We start from the raw sequence: 19,560 nt of genomic DNA on the forward strand, positions 1-19,560 counted from the left end.
AGGCAAAATTATGCTATTTGGATCATGCCTTGTTCACTAAATCTAACTGGAGCAATATCTTTTTTGGCCATGGTTAATTTAATTTTATAACTGGATCAGTGTTTCCCAAAATCTTTAAACAGTAAATTTTTTTATCTCGAATACAGTCGCCTATCTGTTATATTACATTTTTTTTACAGCTTAAAGCATTGAAAAACCAATTATCCGTTTATTTTTGTAACCGTTAGTATTAAAACAACATTAGGATTTTAGATGTTTTTAAGGAAATACAAGTATTTAATCGTTGCTTCATTCATGTTCATCTTCATGGCGAAGATGGGTATATCTGGTGCACCGGTATTTTGTACGAGTATTGATAAGGAAATTATGAACGCTGTAATCATGCAAATCGAGTTAGAGCATGAAGGCGGAAAAGATACCGCCAAAGACACTGCAAAATTTACCGATTTCAAACTCGTTGAACTTAATCATCCTATCTTTTCTTACGAGTTCTCTTCAAGCCATTTCTTTCTGAAGAGCAGTTTTATCGAACATTTCAAAAGATATGTAGATCCATATCACCCTACGGTGCCAACACCTCCACCTAACTTTATCTAGTCTTTTTATTGGGGTAACTTTATTATGTGCAATCAGTGATTTGAGCGGCGATGTTGTGTTTAAATATTTATACGATATGCTGTTCCTTGATCGCTTTTAAGATTCCCCCGCGATTTATTCGTTAAAATTTACTAGATAATTATATCGTTATGCAAAAGTTTAACCCGGCCTTTTCAGGTTCGGATGTGAAGAAATATATTCTTAAAAAGAATTTAAAGAAAGATTTACCTGCAAGTATTGTAGTGTTTTTGGTGGCTTTGCCATTATGTTTAGGTATTGCACTAGCCTCAGGTGCACCGTTATTTGCTGGTTTAATCACTGGTATTATTGGAGGGGTAGTGGTTGCCTCTTTCAGTGGATCGCAACTGAGCGTTAGTGGCCCAGCAGCGGGTTTAACCGTTATCGTTTTGGGTGCCATAACATCATTGGGCAATTATCAAACCTTTTTACTGGCAGTTGTACTGGCAGGGGTATTCCAAATGATTTTAGGCCTGGTTAAAGCGGGAACTATTGGTAACTACTTCCCTTCGAGTGTAATTGAGGGGATGCTTGCAGCAATCGGACTGATTTTGATTTTAAAGCAGTTGCCACATGCATTGGGGGTTGATACCGATTTTAGTGGCGACGAAGGATTTTTTCAGCAAGATCACGAAAATACTTTTTCTGCGATTACTGCAGCATTAAGCCATTTTAGTTTGGCTGCGGTGGTTATCAGTTTATTATCGATAGCTATTCTGATTGTTTGGCCTAAATTTCCAAAATTAGCGGTTGTACCTGCACCACTATTGGTAGTAACACTAGGTGTTATTGGAACTATACTTTTTGCCGGTACTGATCATCCACTACGTGCCGATCAGATGGTGAAAATTCCAGTGGTAAGTGGCTTCGGCGAATTTTTAGGCCTGTTTACCATGCCCGATTTCTCTCAGTTGGCTAATAAAAATGTTTATATTACAGCTGCAACTATTGCTGTAGTAGCAAGTTTAGAAACGTTACTAAGCATAGAGGCTGTTGATAAAATAGATCCAATTAAACGTGTAACGCCAACAAACAGAGAATTAATCGCCCAGGGTTTAGGCAACATCACCAGTGGAATGGTTGGGGGTTTACCTATGACATCGGTAATTGTTCGTAGTTCGGCAAATGTTAATGCTGGTGCCAGGACAAAAATGTCGGCTATTTTTCATGGCTGCTGGTTATTACTTTCACTTTTGTTTATTCCAGGGGTAATTAACATGATTCCGTTGTCATGTTTAGCCGCAATCCTTCTGGTAACGGGATATAAACTAACCCGTATTAGTTTATTTAAACACATGTACCATAAGGGATGGGACCAGTTTGTGCCATTTGTAGTTACGGTACTTGCAGTTTTATTTACCGATCTGCTAAAAGGTGTGGCTGTTGGTATGTTGGTTTCTATTTTTTATTTACTCCGTACCAATATGCGTAACCCTTTCTTTTACAGGATTACAAATGAAGGCGACAAAAAGCACATCAGGATTAAACTGGCAGAAGAGGTTTCCTTTCTGAACAAAGCAGCAATACAAGTAGTTTTAACGAATATTCCGAAAGAAACAGATGTAATTATTGATGGTTCGAATGCCAGGTATATCGATCCTGATGTACTGGAAACGATTTATAATTACAAACATAATGCCTATACCAAGGGTATTATCGTAAAGTTGGAGAACATCCAAAAACATTATACAGTACCAAAATTAAATATTAAAGTAGAAGAAGATATTAATAAATTATAATTATGTGCGCAAAAACAATAGATACGAAAGATATAACGTACGATAGCCTGTTACAAGGCAATAAGGACTGGGTTAAAGATACGATCGACAGTGATCCTGCCTTTTTTGATAAACTTTCTGAAGGTCAGAGCCCACCAGTATTGTGGATTGGTTGTTCTGATAGCCGTGTGCCTGCAAACCAGATCACCAATACCAGACCAGGCGATATTTTTGTACATAGAAACATCGCCAATGTGGTGGTACATACCGATATGAATTTACTTTCAGTGCTGGATTATTCCATTAATGTATTAAAGGTTAAGCACGTAATTGTTTGTGGTCATTACGGCTGCGGTGGCGTAAAAGCTGCATTGGGCAATAAACAGGTTGGAATTATTGATAACTGGTTGAGAAATATCCGCGATGTATACCGTACGCACGAACGTGAAATGGCAACAATCAAAGATCCTGATCAGCGTTTTGACCGCTTAGTTGAATTAAATGCCATTGAGGGTGCTGCAAATGTAACTAATACATCAATTGTACAAAGTGCCTGGGCCAATGGCCAGGAGTTAGCAGTCCATGCCTGGGTTTATAGTTTAAAAACAGGAATCATTAAAGACTTAAAAGTAACCTGTACTTGTCTTGATGATGTTGCTCCTGCGTTTAAAGTAGGATAAAAGCACCATAATAAGTGCTATTTTTTAGTTGTTAGGAAAAGCTCCCGATTTTACATCGGGGGCTTTTATTTTTCTGTGGTATTGGGCATATTACCTGCTTCTCCTTTATTGCCTTTCTCGGCATCTGTTCTTGCTTCTTCCGAACCAAAATCGCCCATTCCGAAATCTCTCCCGAGGTTACCTGCTTCAGTTTCAACACTATTTTTCTTTTCGTTATCGTTGCTCCGGTGGCGCGGTACCTGCTGCTCGGGCATATTGGTTTTATCGGCACCGTTATCAGCATTTTTATTGCCTAGGTTTTTATTGTTATCTTTTGTGTTTTCCATGATCTTATTTTAAGCTACTTATATAAAACAGCATAAAAGAAGATTGGTTTTACATCTTTAACAGGCGTTGTATAAATCGAATTGGTCAGGGAAATCGAACAACTGATCTGTTTTATCTAGTTTTCGCTTCTTCAGTACTTAATAAAGTTTCCAATTCTTTCACCTTTTCCGGGTATTTTAATGCAAGGTTGTTCTTTTCACCCAGATCATCATTTAAATTATACAGTTGCACTATGGGCAGGTTTCCACTATCGGTATGGGTAAGTTTGTAAAAAGCTTCTCCCTTTGATGGCCTGATATATTTCCAGTTATCTTTAACAATTGCCAGTTGATTACTCTGTTCGATAAAAAAATCACGGCCTTTTTGGTCTTTTCCGGTAAAAGCACCCCACACATTTTTACTGTCAATTGCATTTTTGCTTTCTACATTGAAAAAGCTGGCAAACGAGGCCAAAAAATCAATCTGTGAAACTAAGGCTCCAGAAACGCCCGGTCTGATTTGTGCGGGCCACGAAATAATAAAAGGTTCGCGTGTGCCGCCTTCTAAAATGCTGTATTTGCCTCCGCGTAAACTACCTGCAGGTGTATGGCCATTTAATTTTTCGAAACCTTGATCTTCGTAGCCATCCATAATTACAGGGCCATTATCGCTACTGAAAATGATCATCGTATTTTTATCAAGGCCAAGGTATTTTAGTTGTTTTGTTATTTCGCCAACCGCCCAATCGAGTTGTAAAATTACATCACCACGATTACCCAATTCACTTTTCCCTTTAAACATAGTGGCAGATAAGCGTGGTACATGCGGTTCTGTTAACGCATAATACAGGAAAAAAGGTTCCTGTTTATGCTCTTCGATAAAATTTTTCGCTTTGGTTAAAAAGGTGAACGGAATCTCCTCATCAGTCCAGCGGGCAAGTTTGCCTCCCTGCATATAACCAATACGGCCAATGCCATTAACAATGGTTTGGTTATGCCCATGATTGGCTTCAGCAGGCATTTTTAACAGTTCTGGATGGTCTTTTCCTGTTGGGTCGGTACCGATTGGATTTTTATAATCAACTGTAATCGGATCTTTAGGGTCTAAACCTACAACCAATTGATTCTCCATAAAAACAGTTGGTACCCTATCGGCCGTAGCCGGGAAAATAAAGGAATAATCAAAACCTACTTCTTTTGGCCCGGGCTTTACTTCTTTGTTCCAGTCTTTTTCTACTGCATTGCCCAAGCCTAAGTGCCATTTGCCAACAAGACCTGTTTTATAACCAGCTTGCTGGAAAATTGAAGGTAGAGCACTATTATCTGTTGGGATAATCAATGCAGCATCGCCTGGCAATACACCTGTTCCTTTTTTACGCCATGCATATCTTCCAGTCATTAAAGAATAACGCGAAGGCGTACAAGTAGATGCGGTTGCGTGACCATTGGTAAATCGCAGCCCTTGCTTTGCCAGGGCGTCAATATTTGGGGTTTTAATTTTTGTTGCGCCGTAACAGCTGAGGTCGCCGTAACCTAAATCGTCGGCATAGATGATAATTACATTGGGTTTCTTTTGTGCGGTAGCGTAAAAGTTAAAGCTGGCGAGGCCAATAAGGAGGGATAATAAAAATTTGTGGTTCATGGTTAGAAAAGGATATCCGGTTAGGCATAAAAAAGGCCAAACAATCATGCTTGGCCTTATATTTAATATTAATCTTCTGCTAAGAATGGGTAACGGTAATCAGTTGGCGATTCGAAAACCTCTTTAATAGTGCGAGGAGAAACCCAACGCAATAAATTGATCATTGAGCCCGCTTTATCATTTGTGCCGGAGCCTCTTGCGCCGCCAAATGGCTGTTGACCTACAACAGCACCTGTACACTTATCGTTGATGTAAAAGTTACCGGCCGAATTGCGTAGCGCATGACTTGCTTTTTCAATTGCATATCTATCTTGTGCTATTAAAGCACCAGTTAAGGCATACGGCGAGGTAGTATCGATTACTTCTAAAATCTGGTCGAAATTTTTATCTGCGTAAACATAAACCGTTAAAACAGGGCCGAACAACTCTTCGCACATGGTTGTATATTTTGGATCATCAACCACTAAAACTGTTGGTTCGATGAAATAACCTTTGCTCTTATCATAATTTCCACCGGCAATAACTTCAACTCCTTTATCTTTTTTAGCCTGATCAATGTATTTTGCCAATTTATCAAAAGAACGTTCATCGATAACAGCATTAATAAAGTTGCCAAAATCTTCTGTCCCGCCCATTTTAAAGCTGGCAAGATCGGTTAACATCTGCTCTTTAATTTCTGGCCAAAGGCTTTCTGCAATATAAACACGACTCGCCGCTGAACATTTTTGTCCCTGGTATTCGAAAGCACCACGAACAATTGCCGTACTTGCTGCTTTTGTTTGTGCAGATGGGTGAACCAGGATAAAATCTTTACCACCGGTTTCGCCAACAATACGCGGATACGATTTGTATTTGTGGATGTTCGTTCCAATTGTTTTCCAGATTTCCTGAAAAACTTTTGTAGAGCCTGTAAAGTGGATACCTGCAAAATCCGGGTGGTTAAAAATCACTTCACCGGTTTCAGGGCCATCAGCATATACTAAGTTAATTACGCCATCAGGCACACCTGCTTCACGGAAAATTTCCATTAAAAGGTTAGCCGCGTAAACTTGTGTATCAGCAGGTTTCCAAACTACAACATTACCCATCATAGCTGCCGATGCCGGTAAATTAGCAGCAATTGCAGTAAAGTTGAAAGGAGTAAGGGCGAACACAAAGCCTTCCAATGGGCGTTGTTCAACACGGTTCCAGCTTCCACGAGGAGAAACAGGAGGTTGTTGTTTGTAAATATCTACCATGTAGCTTACGTTAAAACGTAAGAAATCGATAAGCTCACATGCTGCATCAATTTCAGCCTGGTAGGCATTTTTGCTTTGGCCAAGCATGGTTGCAGCATTTAATTTATAACGGTATTTACCTGCAATTAGGTCGGCAGCTTTTAAGAAAATTGCAGCCCGGTGTTCCCAAGCCAGGTTTTCCCAATCTGCTTTTGCCGCTAAAGCAGCATCAATCGCTTGTGTAATATGTGTTTTGTCGCCAATGCTAAATTGAGCTAAAATATGTTGGTGATCGTGCGGTGGAACAACTTTCCCCTTTTTTTGGGTATGAACTTGTTTGCCGCCAATATACATCGGAATGTCTTGTTGGTGTGAGCGTGCCTCTGCAAGTGCTTCTTTTAAAAGTGCACGTTCTTTACTGCCTGGGCCATAATTTAATATAGGTTCGTTTACCGGAGTGGGTACGTTAAAAAATCCTTTAAGCATATTTTATTTTTTATGATTTGGACAAAGATAATGCTTTTTGGGGTAGGCAATTCTATTATTCTGTAAAGAAAATAGAGCAAACGTTTGACTGTGTTGATGGGTTTAGGTAGTGGTTAATTTTGAGGGTATTGAGGTTAAAATATGGGTAGTGTGGGGTTTAAGATGTAAAAGGTTTTTTAACCACAGATTTATTTATACATTTTTTTGCCCTTTGTGGTGTCGGTTGTTACCAACCGACACTGGTTAATTAGATTTACGTATTACCAGTCAGATGGTAACATCTGACTGCACGGAAATATGGTTAGTTTAGATTTTATAATAAGATTTGACAACTTTACAGATAAGGCGGCAAGAAAGTTGTCGATACCGGTTACAAAAGTAGCTTTTGTTTCATCATATCTAAAAAATCTTTACGGTAAGTTTCTCCTATCAATATTTCAGCCGAAATACCTTTTAAAATAATCCTGTTTCCATCAATGGAGGTGATTTTATTAAGTGCCACTATAAACGATTTCTGCACCCGGATAAATTGCGTTTTGGGCAATCTTTCCTCTGCATCTTTCATGGTTAGGAGTGCAAGCGTTCTAATCCCATTATGGTGGAAAGCAATATAATTTTTCATGCCTTCAACAAAATCAATTTCGGCAATATTAATTTTTAGCATTTTACCTTTAGCCTCTGTTTTAACCATGAAATAATCATTATCCTGCTGGTTCACGGGGGTATGAACTTTTTTAGTGTTAATGATTTTTTGAGCCTTGTTGATGGCTTGTAAAAAACGGGGCAAGGGGATAGGTTTAACTAAATAATCAACTACATCAAGATCAAAACCGGCAGTGGCAAACTCTTTATAGGCAGTAGTAAGTATCACCTGTACATCTTTGTTATTCATCGTTTGGATGAAATCAATGCCCGATATCTCTGGCATATGAATATCCAGAAAAATGAGATCTACCGGGTTGCAGCTTAAAAAACTCAGGGCATCAATCGGATTGGTAAATGTTGCGGTGATCTGTATTGCGGCAACGGATTTAAGGTAATGTTGTATTACTTCAATGGCATGGTCTTCGTCATCAACAATGATGCAGTTAATCATTAGGCGTATGGTTGAGGTTTAATTTGCGGTAACTTGAAATGCTCTAAAAAGCCTAAATTATCAGATGAACTTGGTTTTTCTTGATGATCGGTCGCTTTATTATAAGGTAAAACTAACTCGAGGCTATAATCGAGTTCGGTTTCGTTAATACTTAAAGCAAAGCCTTTATTGTAATGATTAATAAGGCGTTTTTTTATGTTTTCCATACCTATACCACTCGAGAGTTCTTTAGGCCCTTTTTTCTTTTTGTTCCAGGTGTTTAAATGGATATGATGATCAATTTCGTTAATGTTTAGGGCTATTTTAACCGGATGCAAATTATCTGTACAATCGCCATGTTTTAAGATATTCTCTACAATGGTAATTAGAATTAATGGAATCAGTCTTACATTATCGGTATTTCCATTCACATTAAAATCGATCTGTAACTTATTATTGAAACGAAGTTGATTAATTTTAATTACATTTTTAATGTGCTCGATTTCTTCATCTATTAAAGTCATGCGATCATCTTTATCCATTTCTAGGGAATAGCGCATGATTTCACTAAGCGTCATGATCCCGTTGGCCAATTCTTCTGATAAGGGTAAAGACTTTGCGAAAAAGAAATTAAGCGTGTTATTTAAAAAGTGTGGGTTAATCTGTGCACGGAGAAAAGCATATTCTGCTTCATGTTTTTCTTTTTCGATGAGGCGTAGTTTTTTTTGATATTTTATCCCTTCTCTGGCATAATAATAACCAAAAGCTAATGTCGAATATCTAATAAATACCCAAAATGTACCCATTAAATGCCGCCAAAAAACAAATGGAGGCGTTGGGTCTCCATTGGCGCGCACGAGAGGTCTTATATGATAACCAGTCACATACCAATTAAAAGACGAGAAAAGATATACCAAAATAAACCCCGATATTAGTGGCAGAATTTTAACTGGGCTTACATACTTTGAATATACTAAAAGACTCAAATAAAAGGTACAGATATTAGGAAATTGCGTGAAAATAAAATCTGGGATACTAAAAAAATAATTTTTTGGATCTCCAGCAAATTCCATCAAACTACTTAATGACATATAGCCTAGCCAAAAAATAATATGATATATAAATATATTTTTTTTGTTTGACATTACTTCTTTTTATAATTTCTGATAAATTTTACCCAATCGACTACATTATTAGGTATTTCGATATCAGGTTTGATCCCAACATTATCTAAGGGATTATCTGGTAAACGATTAGATTTGGCGGCTGAATAGCCAATTGTGTAAAAGCCACAAGGCATTTTTGTTCGCACAACCTCAAGATAGTCTATAGCACCTGAAGAATTGGTTCCAAAAACCTTTACTTTAGAACTTTGCTTTGCTTCTAAAAGGAAAAGTTCAGCAGCACTAGATGTGTTGCGATTAATCAATATGGAGACAGTTTTTGGATAACTAAGTTTTTTAGCTAAGATAATGGTATCCACAGGATATAAATTATAAATTTCACCAACATGATTTTTTAGCAGATTTAGATTCTTAGTGAATATCTTTTTCATACTATCTGAAACATTAGTTGGGATATCTGAATAATAATCACGGATATTATCCTCTGTTGCAAGTACACTACCGCCCTCTGTTAAAATTGGATTGGTATATAAATAAGGGATTAATTTCTTGTAAACGAGTATAGAACCTCCAAAATTATTACGAAGATCAATTATCAAATGATCACTTTTCCTTAAGATACTTGCATTTTCTTTAATGAGGCTATCAACAGTAGTTACATAATCTAGTGAAGCATATGTAGGCATTTCAAATAGACAAGTTTTATTATCTAAAACTTTAAAGCTTGGCGGAAGATCTTTATCTGCACTCTTATTTGATAATTGTGAAATATTAACAGAGCTTTTATACCATTTAGCATTCATCCCTTCACCCATAGTTAAAGTATCCCCCAGCTTATTAAATGGTATTTGTGTGATCGAATGATCACTTGCCTTAAAATAATCTAAAAAGTATTGATTATCCTTTTTTGTAATTTTTAGTTTGATTTGTTGCTCAACCCATCTTACTCCATCCGCTTTAATGATAAAGCCAATAAATTTTTTAGTATCATTTTTATCCTTAACAATTCCAATCTGATAAGTTCCTGTGTAACTATTCCAAATGCCTTCAATTTGGTCAGTTGAATTTGAAGCTAGATAAGCACTCAAAGAAGCCTTAGACCAATCCGTTTTTTCTTCATTTGAATAATATTTTCTTATTTGATCTTTGTTAAAATGTGAATCATTATAAATAATACTAAGATGTTTATCATTAAAATAAGAAATCCATTCTCTAAAAATGGGTAGACATTGATAATCACCTGCGTTATTTGCTACCTTTTGAAGGCTATCCGTAAAAAAAGAAAATTTTCCTCGATTAGAAGGTTTAATTTTGTCATTATAACCAACATAATTTTTCTGGATTTTTTCCACCATAAATTTGAAATTTTCTCCGCAATTACAATTTTGCGCATTAGCCGAGAAATTTATAATTAGAAGGATTATTAAAAGAAGGTTTTTTAAATAATATGGCATTTTACTTTAATCTTATTAAGTATTTATTAGCGGGCAGTAGTTTGGAGAGGCTTATTTAGAATTTTAATCACTTATTGTGACTAACGTTTTTTGCTCTACGCACCCATGATTTGTAGACAAGTCTCCTCCGGCCCCATTTGTTGTCTCCCCTCCATAAATTTTTCTCATTTGCTCTTTTGTCAAATTGGTAAGGTTGTTTTTCTTAAAAACAAACAAAGTCTTTTTTTCTAATTTTTTGTTTTTCATAATTGTAATATTAGATAGTTAATTAAATGTGTTTAAAAGTGTTATTTCTGAATTCAATAGCCAAAAAATATACACCAAACGGTCGTTTATCTGTACCAAACCAATAGATTGTAGGTCTTAAACGATGACTGTTATTTAGTTTTATACTTCTTTACATAGCCAACCCAATCGGTACCATCTGCTGGTATAGCTATATCCGGTTTAATACCTAAATCGGTCCCATCATTGCCTGCACGTATTAATCCGGCTGCCGGGTAAATTAAATTGAAGAAATTACAGGGCATTTGGGATAATTTTTTTCATAGTTTTCAATTACAATTATAGTCGATATTTATACTTAAAGGATAAACTATTTTAAAATACATATTTGTATTACCTTCTGTGTAGTTTAATGTAAGATCTAATTGGCGCCAGTTTGATTCAATATTGAACTATTTCGATGTTATATCTCTTTTATCCCTATAAAAAGCCTTTTAGTGTATCTTTTTTTTTGATTGAAATTTAATGTCCAATACTTGTTTCATGTTAGGCCAACATAGGCGGAACCTGAAAAGCCTTAAAAGAGTAGGGAATAAACTTAAAAAACTAAAATGAAAAATTTAAAATTACAAGACTTCGGTGTTCAGGAGATGGATGCTAAGGAAATAAATGAAACTGTAGGCGGTGGCATTTTTGGAGCGCTAATTGGTTTTGTTGTTGGTGCCACTCTTGCTCTTGTTTCTGGCGAGGTTACCATAAATGGTGAGGTGGTATCTGGTAGCGATAACTGGTTTACCGCAGGATTAATTGGCGCCGGAGCCGGTGCAGTTATTATTCCAATCTAATTGACTAATATTAATTAGGAATTGGAAATAATTTTAAATTATATCCAATTCCTTCTTTATCTATTTTTAAAATATTCTTCAGATCACTTATTGTTAAATATGAAATTTACACTTATAATTTATCTTTTATTATTAGTATCAAGCAATGCTTATACACAATCCGCAACTTTAAAAGGTAGGGTAGTAGATGCAAAAAATAACATAAAATTATCAGGAGCGACCGTAAAAGTAGGTAATGTATATGCACGTACAGATCATGATGGTTCTTTTGAAATAACTGCTCCATTAAAGACTTTAACAGCGCTTGGAATAAACTTCAGTCATGTAGGCTATTTTAATATTCGTTTAATATATCAGGCTAACCATTTTTATGATGTTAAATTAACCGAAAGCAGCACTGAATTACAGGAAGTTATAATTGGAGCAGGTGATGATATTATAAAAAAAGCAATTAAAAGAATTGTTTATAACTACCCCAATAAGCCTATTATTATCAAAGGAATATTGAGAACACAATCATGGCGTAACCAGTCTGAATATTTTAAATCGGATGCTTTAATAAAAGCTTATGTACCAGCTTACAATTCAAATGAAAAAACCACGGTTGCTGTGGTGCAAAATCGAATGGATACGTTGTATGATAAAACTCTTAAGTATCTGAAGCACACATCGAACTATAATGTTGTTGATTTCCAGGATATTGCTCATAATAATTATATCCTACATAAAATTGTTAAAAAAAAGAAGTTTGATTATTTACTTGCAGGTAAGGAGATGTATGATAATCATAAAGTATTTGTAATTAATATAACAACACGTGATACCAGTAAGCAATATGATAAAATCCAGGCAACATTGTACATAGATACAGCCACCTACGCATTTGTTGCCGCAAACACATATACTTACAACCTGGTTAGGGTTGGCTTTTTGCCTCTTAAAATATTAAATTATCGGGTTGCTTATGAAAAAATAGGGGCGAAGTGGTACTTAAAAGAAACCCACACTTTCGCTTCGTCCGAATTGAAAAAAGAGTCACCTCACACTACAGTTGATTTTATTAGAACCGAAATCGATAGCATAAATGTGGATAAGATTTCATATAAAGATATTGTTCAACATCGGGATGATGTTTTATTAATTAATAAACCCGGAAATAATGAGGAATGGGAGAATAATCGTCGTTTGTTTCAAAAAGCCGAAAAGGATGGGCGAATGGAAAGATTATCCAGTGAATCGCTTGATACAATCAAAAGTAATAATGGAATAGCTAATTTAGATAATCAAAAAATAAAGAGACAGTTTGGAAGAAGGATATTTGACTATTTTAATAAAGATAATGTGCGTACCGCATTAGGCTTGACAAAATTTCCCGTATTAATAAAAGATCAATTTTACCACGTTTCAGAAAGCATTAATTATGGCCTTGGATTAGGCATTAATTATAGATTGTATAAAAATCTATTTTTAGGATTTCAGGTAAATACGAACCTGCGTAACGATAAACATATCAATCTTTCTACCTATAATTTGAATATTTCAAACGATTTTATTTTGAATAAAAATTCAAGAAATTTAACATTTACACCTTACGCTGGTTTTGAACAGATAGTTGTTCGTTATCATGAAGGTAAAGTCCGCAATAATACTTTTAATTATGGGCTAAGGCTATCCTATGAGTTAACCCACAAAAAAGCAATATTTTTATCTTCAGGATTTAACTCTGGTCTAAATAACACTATTCTAAATACCCTAAGTATTACCCCTAGCCATTATGCTATAGGGCTAGGCATTATATTTAAGAAATAACAGAGGGCTGATTCCTATTAAAAATTCAAATTAATTTAAACTGTATTTGAGTAAAGGGCTATATTTAATTAGATGTGATATAGATTAATGCTTAGAAAGCTTAATACGATTGAAATATTTTTAGCCAATAATGCCTATTTGTGCATCTATCGGTTTTTTATTTTCTAAAGGTCAAAAACATTTTCATCCCTACAATCTCCCTTTTCGTGTATCTTTTTTCTGACATAATTTAATAATTGCAAACTTGGTCTTAACCAAGCTAATTGATGATTATGCCCTTTATAGAAGACGCCAATTTTGAAGATAATTCCATCATTTTTTTACACCATACCAAGGTGCGGACACAAATTATTTATTCTGCCACCATATTATTCACGCTTGTTGCTTTTGCCGCACTACCTTTTATTTACACAACAGTAAGCATTAAAGGGAATGGTTCTTTACAGAGTAATATCGAAAGAACAGAACTGCTGGCACCAGTGGCAGGGAAAATTACCTTGATTAATTTAACCGATAACAAAAAAATTAAGAAAGGCCAGCTCCTTTTAAATATAGACCCTACTATACCCGAAACACAAAATGTGATTTTGAATAATCGTTCCGGTGAATTAAAAAATTTGTTAAATGATGCGCTCCTCGTTCTAAAACTGGTCGACTTAAGCAATGCAGGGCAACCTGCATTGCAAACCGGCCTGTATGCAGCAAGCTGGCAACAATACGCGGAACAGATTCAAAATGCACTAAATGCACGCGAACAGGCCTACAAAATTTATAAAAGGTATGAAACATTGTATAGCAAGAAGGTTGTTACCGAAGCAGAGTATGAGCAATATAAGTTTAACTACGATCAGGCGCGCTCTGATTTTAATTTGGTGGCTAAAAAGTACAAAACGCAGTGGCAAACAGAATCTAATCAGTATAGAAAAGAATTAAAAGATCTCGCTGGCCAGAAAATCCAGCTAACCGAGCAGGAGAAATTATATCATTTAACCGCAGGAGTGTCCGGAACGGTGCAAAATCTATCAGGTTTACAATTGGGTTCGTTCATTGCCGCCAATCAGAAAATTGGCGAGATATCGCCTGATAGTGCTTTGCTGGCCATTTGTTATATTAAACCTGCTGACATCGGTTTAATTAAAGCTGGTCAAACCGTCAGGTTTCAGATCGATGCTTTTAACTATAACCAATGGGGCTTGCTTGCTGGTGTAGCAGCCGACATTTCTGATGATATTATATTGATTAATCAAAGCCCTTATTTTAAAGTAAAGTGTAAACTGGACAAGGATTATTTAAAGTTAAAAAATGGTTATAAAGGGCAGGTAAAAAAGGGGATGACCTTTAATGCACACTTTACCATTGCAGAACGAAACTTGTATCAATTACTTTATGATAAAGTCGATGATTGGTTAAATCCAAACGGAGTTAAAAGCTAAAAGCTTAAAGACCAAAGTCGAAAACACGCAAATCACCAATTTCAGTTCTCCAGTCTCAAATCTCACATCTCTCTTCTAATGTCTACACTAATAAAACAACGCGATATTACCGATTGTGGCGCCGCTTGTTTGGCATCTATAGCTGCGTTTTATAAATTAAAAATGCCCGTTGCACGCATCCGCCAATTGGCCAGCACCGATCAAAAAGGAACCAATGTTTTAGGTTTGATAGAAGCTGCAAATAAACTGGGGTTTGAAGCAAAAGGCGTAAAGGGCAGTTTAGATAGTCTTTCTAAAATTCCATTGCCCGCTATTGCGCATGTGGTGGTAAGGAAACAATTGCAGCATTATGTAGTTATTTATGGCGTAACCGATAAATACATTGAAGTAATGGACCCGGGTGATGGGAAAAAACACCGCAAAACTATTGATGAATTTACAAGTGAATGGACAGGCGTACTGGTTCTGTTGTTACCTGATGAGGATTTTAAGCAAGGCAATGAAAAGGTTGATACCAGAAGCCGTTTTTGGAACCTGATTAAACCGCATAAAAGTATTGTAACGCAGGCACTTTTTGGTGCTTTGATTTATACCATACTTGGACTATCTACCTCAGTTTTTGTTCAAAAAATAACCGACCATGTTTTGGTAGAAGGTAATCGGAACCTGCTTAATTTAATGAGCTTAATGATGGTGGCCATTTTAGCGCTGCAATTATTTATTGGAACGGCTAAAACCATTTTTACAATCCGTACGGGGCAGCAGATAGATGCCCGGTTGATATTGGGCTACTATAAACACCTCTTAAAACTGCCTCAACAGTTTTTCGATACCATGCGGGTGGGCGAAATTATCTCAAGGGTAAACGATGCCGTTAAAATAAGGGCTTTTATCAACGATGTTTCCATTAACCTGGTTGTAAACGGCTTTATTGTTGTATTCTCTTTTATTTTAATGTTCAGTTATTATTGGAAACTTGCCTTAATAATGTTGGCTGTTATTCCATTGTATTTATTGATTTATTTCATCAGCAATAAACTAAACAAGAAGATGCAAAGGAAGTTGATGGAGGAGTCGGCCGAGTTGGAATCGCAATTGGTTGAGGGCTTAAATAATGTAGCCACAATTAAAAGATTTGGCCTTGAAAGGTTTACCAACGAAAAAACAGAAACTCATTTTATTGGTCTGCTCAGAACAATTTATAAATCAGGATTAAATTCAGTTTTTTCCGGAACATCTACCGAGGTTATTGCCCGTATGCTCACTATTATTTTGCTTTGGGTGGGTGCAGGTTATGTTTTAGATGGCGAAATTACCCCTGGGGAATTATTTTCTTTCTATACCCTCATTGGTTATTTTACTGGCCCGGCTACTTCCTTAATTGGAGCAAATAAATCTATCCAGGATGCCATGATCGCCTCTGATCGTTTGTTCGAAATTATGGACCTGGAGATTGAACAAAATTCGTCGAGCATTTTCCTTACGAAAGAATTAATGGGCGATATCAGGTTCGAACATGTCGCTTTTAGGTATGGCAGTCGTGTAAATGTGTTTGATGATTTAAACCTAAAAATTAAGGTTGGAAGTTTTACTGCAATTGTAGGAGAGAGCGGATCTGGGAAGTCTACCTTAATGTCATTACTTCAAAATATTTATCCCATACAATCAGGCAATATTTTTATCGGTAATCATGCGCTTAAGTATTTGAACAACGCCTCTTTAAGAAATTTGCTAAGTGTTGTGCCGCAAAAAATTGACCTTTTTGCAGGAAATGTAATCGAAAATATTGCCATTGGCGATTATGAACCCAATATGCAACAGATTATTAGTATTTGTACACAACTGGGGATTATCGATTTTATTGAAGCTTTGCCAGAAGGTTTTCAGACTTACTTAGGCGAAAATGGAGCCTCTTTGTCAGGCGGACAAAAGCAAAGGATTGCAATAGCAAGGGCACTGTACCGTAATCCTGAAATTTTAATTCTAGATGAAGCCACTTCCTCTTTAGATTCAGCCTCAGAGCAGTATGTGCAACGAACAATAGATTTATTGAGGATGCAAAAGAAAACAATCATCATCATTGCGCATCGGTTACCTACGATTAGAAAAGCCGATCAGATTATTGTATTAGATAAAGGAAAGGTTGTAGAAGAGGGAAGTCATACTGAAATGATGATGGCAAATGGCCATTACGCCAATTTATGGAAACAGCAATTTGGTGATGATGACCTGCCAAGTTTGATAACACCCGCACTAGAGTTTGTAAGAGATAGCATTTAATCCTCATCAGTTTTACTATGAAACTATTAGAATATATCGATCGCATTAAGATTATCCATAAACTGATAAAAGAAAGCCGTACGGGTGCTCCTGAAAATTTAGCAAGAAGGTTATCAATTTCAACCTCAAGATTATACGTGGTATTAGATGAATTGAAACTAATGGGTGCCCCAATAGAATACTCCCGGCAGTTACAAACATATTATTATACCCAGGCATTCGAAGTAAATATTAGGGCCGATTTTACGGTTTTAAAGCCTCAGGAATTAATGAATATAAATGCTGGTTTTTTTTATCAGCAAAATTATCCACTCCTTTTTTTGTAGAGTGGGCAAAAGTAATTTAGTAGTGTTGCAACAAAGGGCGTAAACCGAAAAGCCTTTAAAGAGTAGGTAGATTATTAAATAAAAAAACTAAATTATGAAAAATTTAAATTTAGAAAATCTTAGTGTTCAGGAAATGGATACCAAAGAAATGAGTAATGTTACAGGAGGTTTTTGGCCGCTTATCATTGCTGGTATTATTGCTTTAGCAGCATTGGTTGCTTCAAAAGATGTTTGGGTTGATTAACACATCATCAAACAAAATAAAAACATAACCATTATTTAACACAAAGATATTTATGAAACTAAACGATTATTCTGTAACAGAACTTAATAAAAATGACCTGGTAAAAATTGAGGGCGGAAGTTGGCTGTCTAGAAGATGGGACGAAATTAAAGCCTTTCTTTCTGATCTGGGAGAAGAAATTTTAGAAGGGATTGCTGGAGGTACTGTGTCAGGGCCAGGAGGATCAGGACCAATTTTTCCTCAAAATTGATTAAAGCGATAAGTCTTCGGACTTATTGCTTATTTAACTCATCGTAATGCATTACCAAAAGTATAAAATTATAATATTTTTTCTTTTCATTTTCTTTCAGGTTAAGGCTCAGGAACAACGTTTTGCTGGGTTTATTGGCAATTCAAAAGGAGAAGGTATTCCTTATGCGTCTGTTTATTTCAATAATAATCTATTAGCAATATCAAATGAGGCTGGCAGATTTATGATCAGTGTAAACAAACGAGAGACTGTTGATACGTTATATGTAACTTGTATAGGCTATATAGCCACTTTTGCTCCATTAACCCAAAGTGGCTTACAGAAAATTGTTTTAAAGGAAAGTGAGCAATCATTAAACGAGGTTTCTGTTAATGCATTAAATTTTACAGATCAACTGTTGCAGGATTGCTTAAAAAAAGGAGTGGATACAACCGAAGTCTCTGGCATTTTGTTTTGTAGACAATATTTAAAGCTGGATGGAATTTACAAACGGTTTTCTGAAGGGGTATTTAATTTTCGCATAGATGATATGCCAAACAAGTTGGTTTACTTGGATTTAATTAATGCCAGAACGCTGGATAATTTGCAAGTTAAAAATCAGGGCTTAAGAAAACTGAGATATGGTATAAATATAAGAGCTGCGGTGCAACAGCCATTCTATCTCTTTAAAAATACAATTACTAGTAAAGTATTTAATTTTAAACTAGTCGAGAAGACTCATATAGATGGCATTAACTGTTACAAAATTATTTTCAACCTTGATCAAAAGATTAATGCGTCAAAGAACGCTAAATTTTTGATTGGTGGAGGTGTAATTTACATAACATGTGAGGGACACTTATTAAAATCATTAGAAAGAAATCTATTATCTCCTGATTTTAAAAAGCGTTGGTTTACGAAAGAGATATATGATATTACAAAGGGCTGGCCACAGCTAAATCATATTGAACTAACCAGCGAGATTATTACGGGATGGAGTGCCGAAAGACAACCAGTAGGTGGGTTAAGCATAAACCTTAAATCAAATCCTAAAATTCAAACAGTTAATCATTTTAGCGATGCCAAAGACAATCAGGATTTGTTTAATCATTTAAAAGGGTATGATATTAACTTTTGGAAAGAATACTACATACGGTTTGGGCTTCATTTTCCTGATGATGTTTTTAGCACTTTCTCTAAATTCGGAGATCTCGATCTTCAGTTTACAAGAGGAGCTGCTCTAAGAAATTAAATTAAGGATAGGTTTATAGAAATGATACTGTTTAGGAGAAGATTTTAATTAATCCACTCCTTTTTTTATAGAGTGGGCAAAAGTAATTTAGTGCTGTTGCAACAAAAAGGCGTATACCGAAAAGCCTTTAACGAGTAGGTAAATTAAATAAAATCTAAATTATGAAAAAATTAAATCTAGAGCATTTAAATGTTCAGGAGATGAGCCTCTCAGAGATATCTCTTATTGAAGGAGGCAGCTGGATTGGCAGGGCGTGGAATTCGATAAAAGAATTTGTTTTGGATGTAGTACACGACATTGTTACCGATGTGGTAGGTGCCGATCCCACCTCAAACCTTTAAATAACTAAAATAAACCCAATGGCCTAAATGGCATACCTAAAACCAATTAAAAATTACAATATGAAAAATCTAAAAAAATATGAGGTTGAAGAATTATCTTTAACAGAAATGAAATCAATTGATGGTGGAAGCTGGTTTAGCAGAGCCTTCGAAGCAGTTGGTAATGCTTTGGATGATGCTTATCATTGGTTACAGGATAATATTGGCCTTACCTTAGGCTCAGACGGAGCACACGGAAAATAATTAAGCGAAAGGAGCAG

At 35.8% G+C, this 19,560-nt stretch carries 21 protein-coding genes; 13 read left to right on the forward strand and 8 right to left on the reverse strand.

Annotated elements, in window-relative coordinates; genetic code table 11:
• The first annotated feature begins 252 nt into the window (after window positions 1-252).
• From AC1RJ8_RS12720 to can, 3 genes are all read left to right on the forward strand, one after another.
• On the forward strand, window positions 253-597 hold the full coding sequence (locus AC1RJ8_RS12720; protein ID WP_167296971.1) for a hypothetical protein: 345 nt from the start codon (window positions 253-255) through the stop codon (window positions 595-597).
• A gap of 149 nt (window positions 598-746) precedes the next feature.
• Window positions 747-2,354, forward strand: coding sequence for a SulP family inorganic anion transporter (locus tag AC1RJ8_RS12725; protein WP_492954039.1), 1,608 nt, complete (start codon window positions 747-749; stop codon window positions 2,352-2,354).
• Window positions 2,355-2,356: 2 nt separating this feature from the next.
• Window positions 2,357-3,013 carry a carbonate dehydratase gene (gene can, locus AC1RJ8_RS12730; protein ID WP_426326018.1) on the forward strand — a complete coding sequence of 219 codons (657 nt, stop codon included), beginning with the start codon at window positions 2,357-2,359 and terminating at the stop codon, window positions 3,011-3,013.
• Window positions 3,014-3,078: 65 nt separating this feature from the next.
• Here the strand turns inward: can and AC1RJ8_RS12735 are convergent, their stop codons facing one another.
• The 8 genes from AC1RJ8_RS12735 to AC1RJ8_RS12770 all read right to left on the reverse strand — a co-directional run bounded on the left by AC1RJ8_RS12735 (window position 3,079) and on the right by AC1RJ8_RS12770 (window position 10,846).
• Window positions 3,079-3,339 (reverse strand): hypothetical protein, encoded by a 261-nt coding sequence (locus AC1RJ8_RS12735; RefSeq protein ID WP_492954038.1) that lies wholly within the window; start codon window positions 3,337-3,339, stop codon window positions 3,079-3,081.
• 112 nt (window positions 3,340-3,451) lie between these two features.
• Window positions 3,452-4,960 (reverse strand): sulfatase family protein, encoded by a 1,509-nt coding sequence (locus AC1RJ8_RS12740; protein WP_492954037.1) that lies wholly within the window; start codon window positions 4,958-4,960, stop codon window positions 3,452-3,454.
• Window positions 4,961-5,028: 68 nt separating this feature from the next.
• Complete coding sequence (gene pruA / locus AC1RJ8_RS12745) at window positions 5,029-6,663, reverse strand: L-glutamate gamma-semialdehyde dehydrogenase (protein WP_492954036.1); 1,635 nt, start codon at window positions 6,661-6,663, stop codon at window positions 5,029-5,031.
• A gap of 370 nt (window positions 6,664-7,033) precedes the next feature.
• Window positions 7,034-7,759: a LytR/AlgR family response regulator transcription factor gene (locus AC1RJ8_RS12750; protein WP_492954035.1), complete on the reverse strand. Its 726-nt coding sequence runs from the start codon at window positions 7,757-7,759 to the stop codon at window positions 7,034-7,036.
• Complete coding sequence (locus tag AC1RJ8_RS12755; RefSeq protein WP_492954034.1) at window positions 7,759-8,544, reverse strand: sensor histidine kinase; 786 nt, start codon at window positions 8,542-8,544, stop codon at window positions 7,759-7,761. Before AC1RJ8_RS12755 ends, AC1RJ8_RS12750 begins: the two co-directional genes overlap by 1 nt.
• Window positions 8,545-8,882: 338 nt before the next feature.
• Window positions 8,883-10,316 carry a S41 family peptidase gene (locus tag AC1RJ8_RS12760; protein WP_492954033.1) on the reverse strand — a complete coding sequence of 478 codons (1,434 nt, stop codon included), beginning with the start codon at window positions 10,314-10,316 and terminating at the stop codon, window positions 8,883-8,885.
• A 63-nt stretch (window positions 10,317-10,379) separates the two neighbouring features.
• On the reverse strand, window positions 10,380-10,562 hold the full coding sequence (locus AC1RJ8_RS12765; RefSeq protein ID WP_492954032.1) for a hypothetical protein: 183 nt from the start codon (window positions 10,560-10,562) through the stop codon (window positions 10,380-10,382).
• Window positions 10,563-10,693: 131 nt separating this feature from the next.
• Window positions 10,694-10,846, reverse strand: a complete 153-nt coding sequence (locus AC1RJ8_RS12770) for a hypothetical protein (protein WP_492954031.1) — start codon at window positions 10,844-10,846, stop codon at window positions 10,694-10,696.
• A 306-nt stretch (window positions 10,847-11,152) separates the two neighbouring features.
• Between AC1RJ8_RS12770 and AC1RJ8_RS12775 the strand changes: the two genes are divergently transcribed.
• From AC1RJ8_RS12775 to AC1RJ8_RS12820, 10 genes are all read left to right on the forward strand, one after another.
• Window positions 11,153-11,386, forward strand: a complete 234-nt coding sequence (locus AC1RJ8_RS12775) for a hypothetical protein (protein WP_492954030.1) — start codon at window positions 11,153-11,155, stop codon at window positions 11,384-11,386.
• A 99-nt stretch (window positions 11,387-11,485) separates the two neighbouring features.
• Window positions 11,486-13,195: a peptidase associated/transthyretin-like domain-containing protein gene (locus tag AC1RJ8_RS12780; protein WP_492954029.1), complete on the forward strand. Its 1,710-nt coding sequence runs from the start codon at window positions 11,486-11,488 to the stop codon at window positions 13,193-13,195.
• Between the two features lie 272 nt (window positions 13,196-13,467).
• A complete protein-coding gene (locus AC1RJ8_RS12785) occupies window positions 13,468-14,628 on the forward strand; it encodes an HlyD family secretion protein (RefSeq protein WP_492954028.1) in 1,161 nt (386 codons plus the stop codon).
• Window positions 14,629-14,706: 78 nt separating this feature from the next.
• Window positions 14,707-16,908 (forward strand): peptidase domain-containing ABC transporter, encoded by a 2,202-nt coding sequence (locus AC1RJ8_RS12790; RefSeq protein WP_492954027.1) that lies wholly within the window; start codon window positions 14,707-14,709, stop codon window positions 16,906-16,908.
• 17 nt (window positions 16,909-16,925) lie between these two features.
• Entirely contained in the window at window positions 16,926-17,234 is a 309-nt protein-coding gene (locus AC1RJ8_RS12795) for a hypothetical protein (protein ID WP_492954026.1), read from the forward strand.
• Between the two features lie 94 nt (window positions 17,235-17,328).
• Window positions 17,329-17,478, forward strand: a complete 150-nt coding sequence (locus AC1RJ8_RS12800; protein WP_492954025.1) for a class IIb bacteriocin, lactobin A/cerein 7B family — start codon at window positions 17,329-17,331, stop codon at window positions 17,476-17,478.
• 52 nt (window positions 17,479-17,530) lie between these two features.
• On the forward strand, window positions 17,531-17,728 hold the full coding sequence (locus tag AC1RJ8_RS12805) for a hypothetical protein (protein WP_492954024.1): 198 nt from the start codon (window positions 17,531-17,533) through the stop codon (window positions 17,726-17,728).
• Window positions 17,729-17,774: 46 nt separating this feature from the next.
• A complete protein-coding gene (locus AC1RJ8_RS12810; protein ID WP_492954023.1) occupies window positions 17,775-18,959 on the forward strand; it encodes a peptidase associated/transthyretin-like domain-containing protein in 1,185 nt (394 codons plus the stop codon).
• Window positions 18,960-19,120: 161 nt separating this feature from the next.
• Complete coding sequence (locus AC1RJ8_RS12815; protein WP_492954022.1) at window positions 19,121-19,300, forward strand: hypothetical protein; 180 nt, start codon at window positions 19,121-19,123, stop codon at window positions 19,298-19,300.
• A 60-nt stretch (window positions 19,301-19,360) separates the two neighbouring features.
• The gene (locus AC1RJ8_RS12820; RefSeq protein WP_121283822.1) at window positions 19,361-19,543 is read left to right on the forward strand and encodes a hypothetical protein; all 183 of its coding nucleotides are present in this window, start codon (window positions 19,361-19,363) and stop codon (window positions 19,541-19,543) included.
• Window positions 19,544-19,560 lie beyond the last annotated feature (17 nt).

The organism is Pedobacter sp. GW822-FHT03F06, from assembly GCF_058801365.1.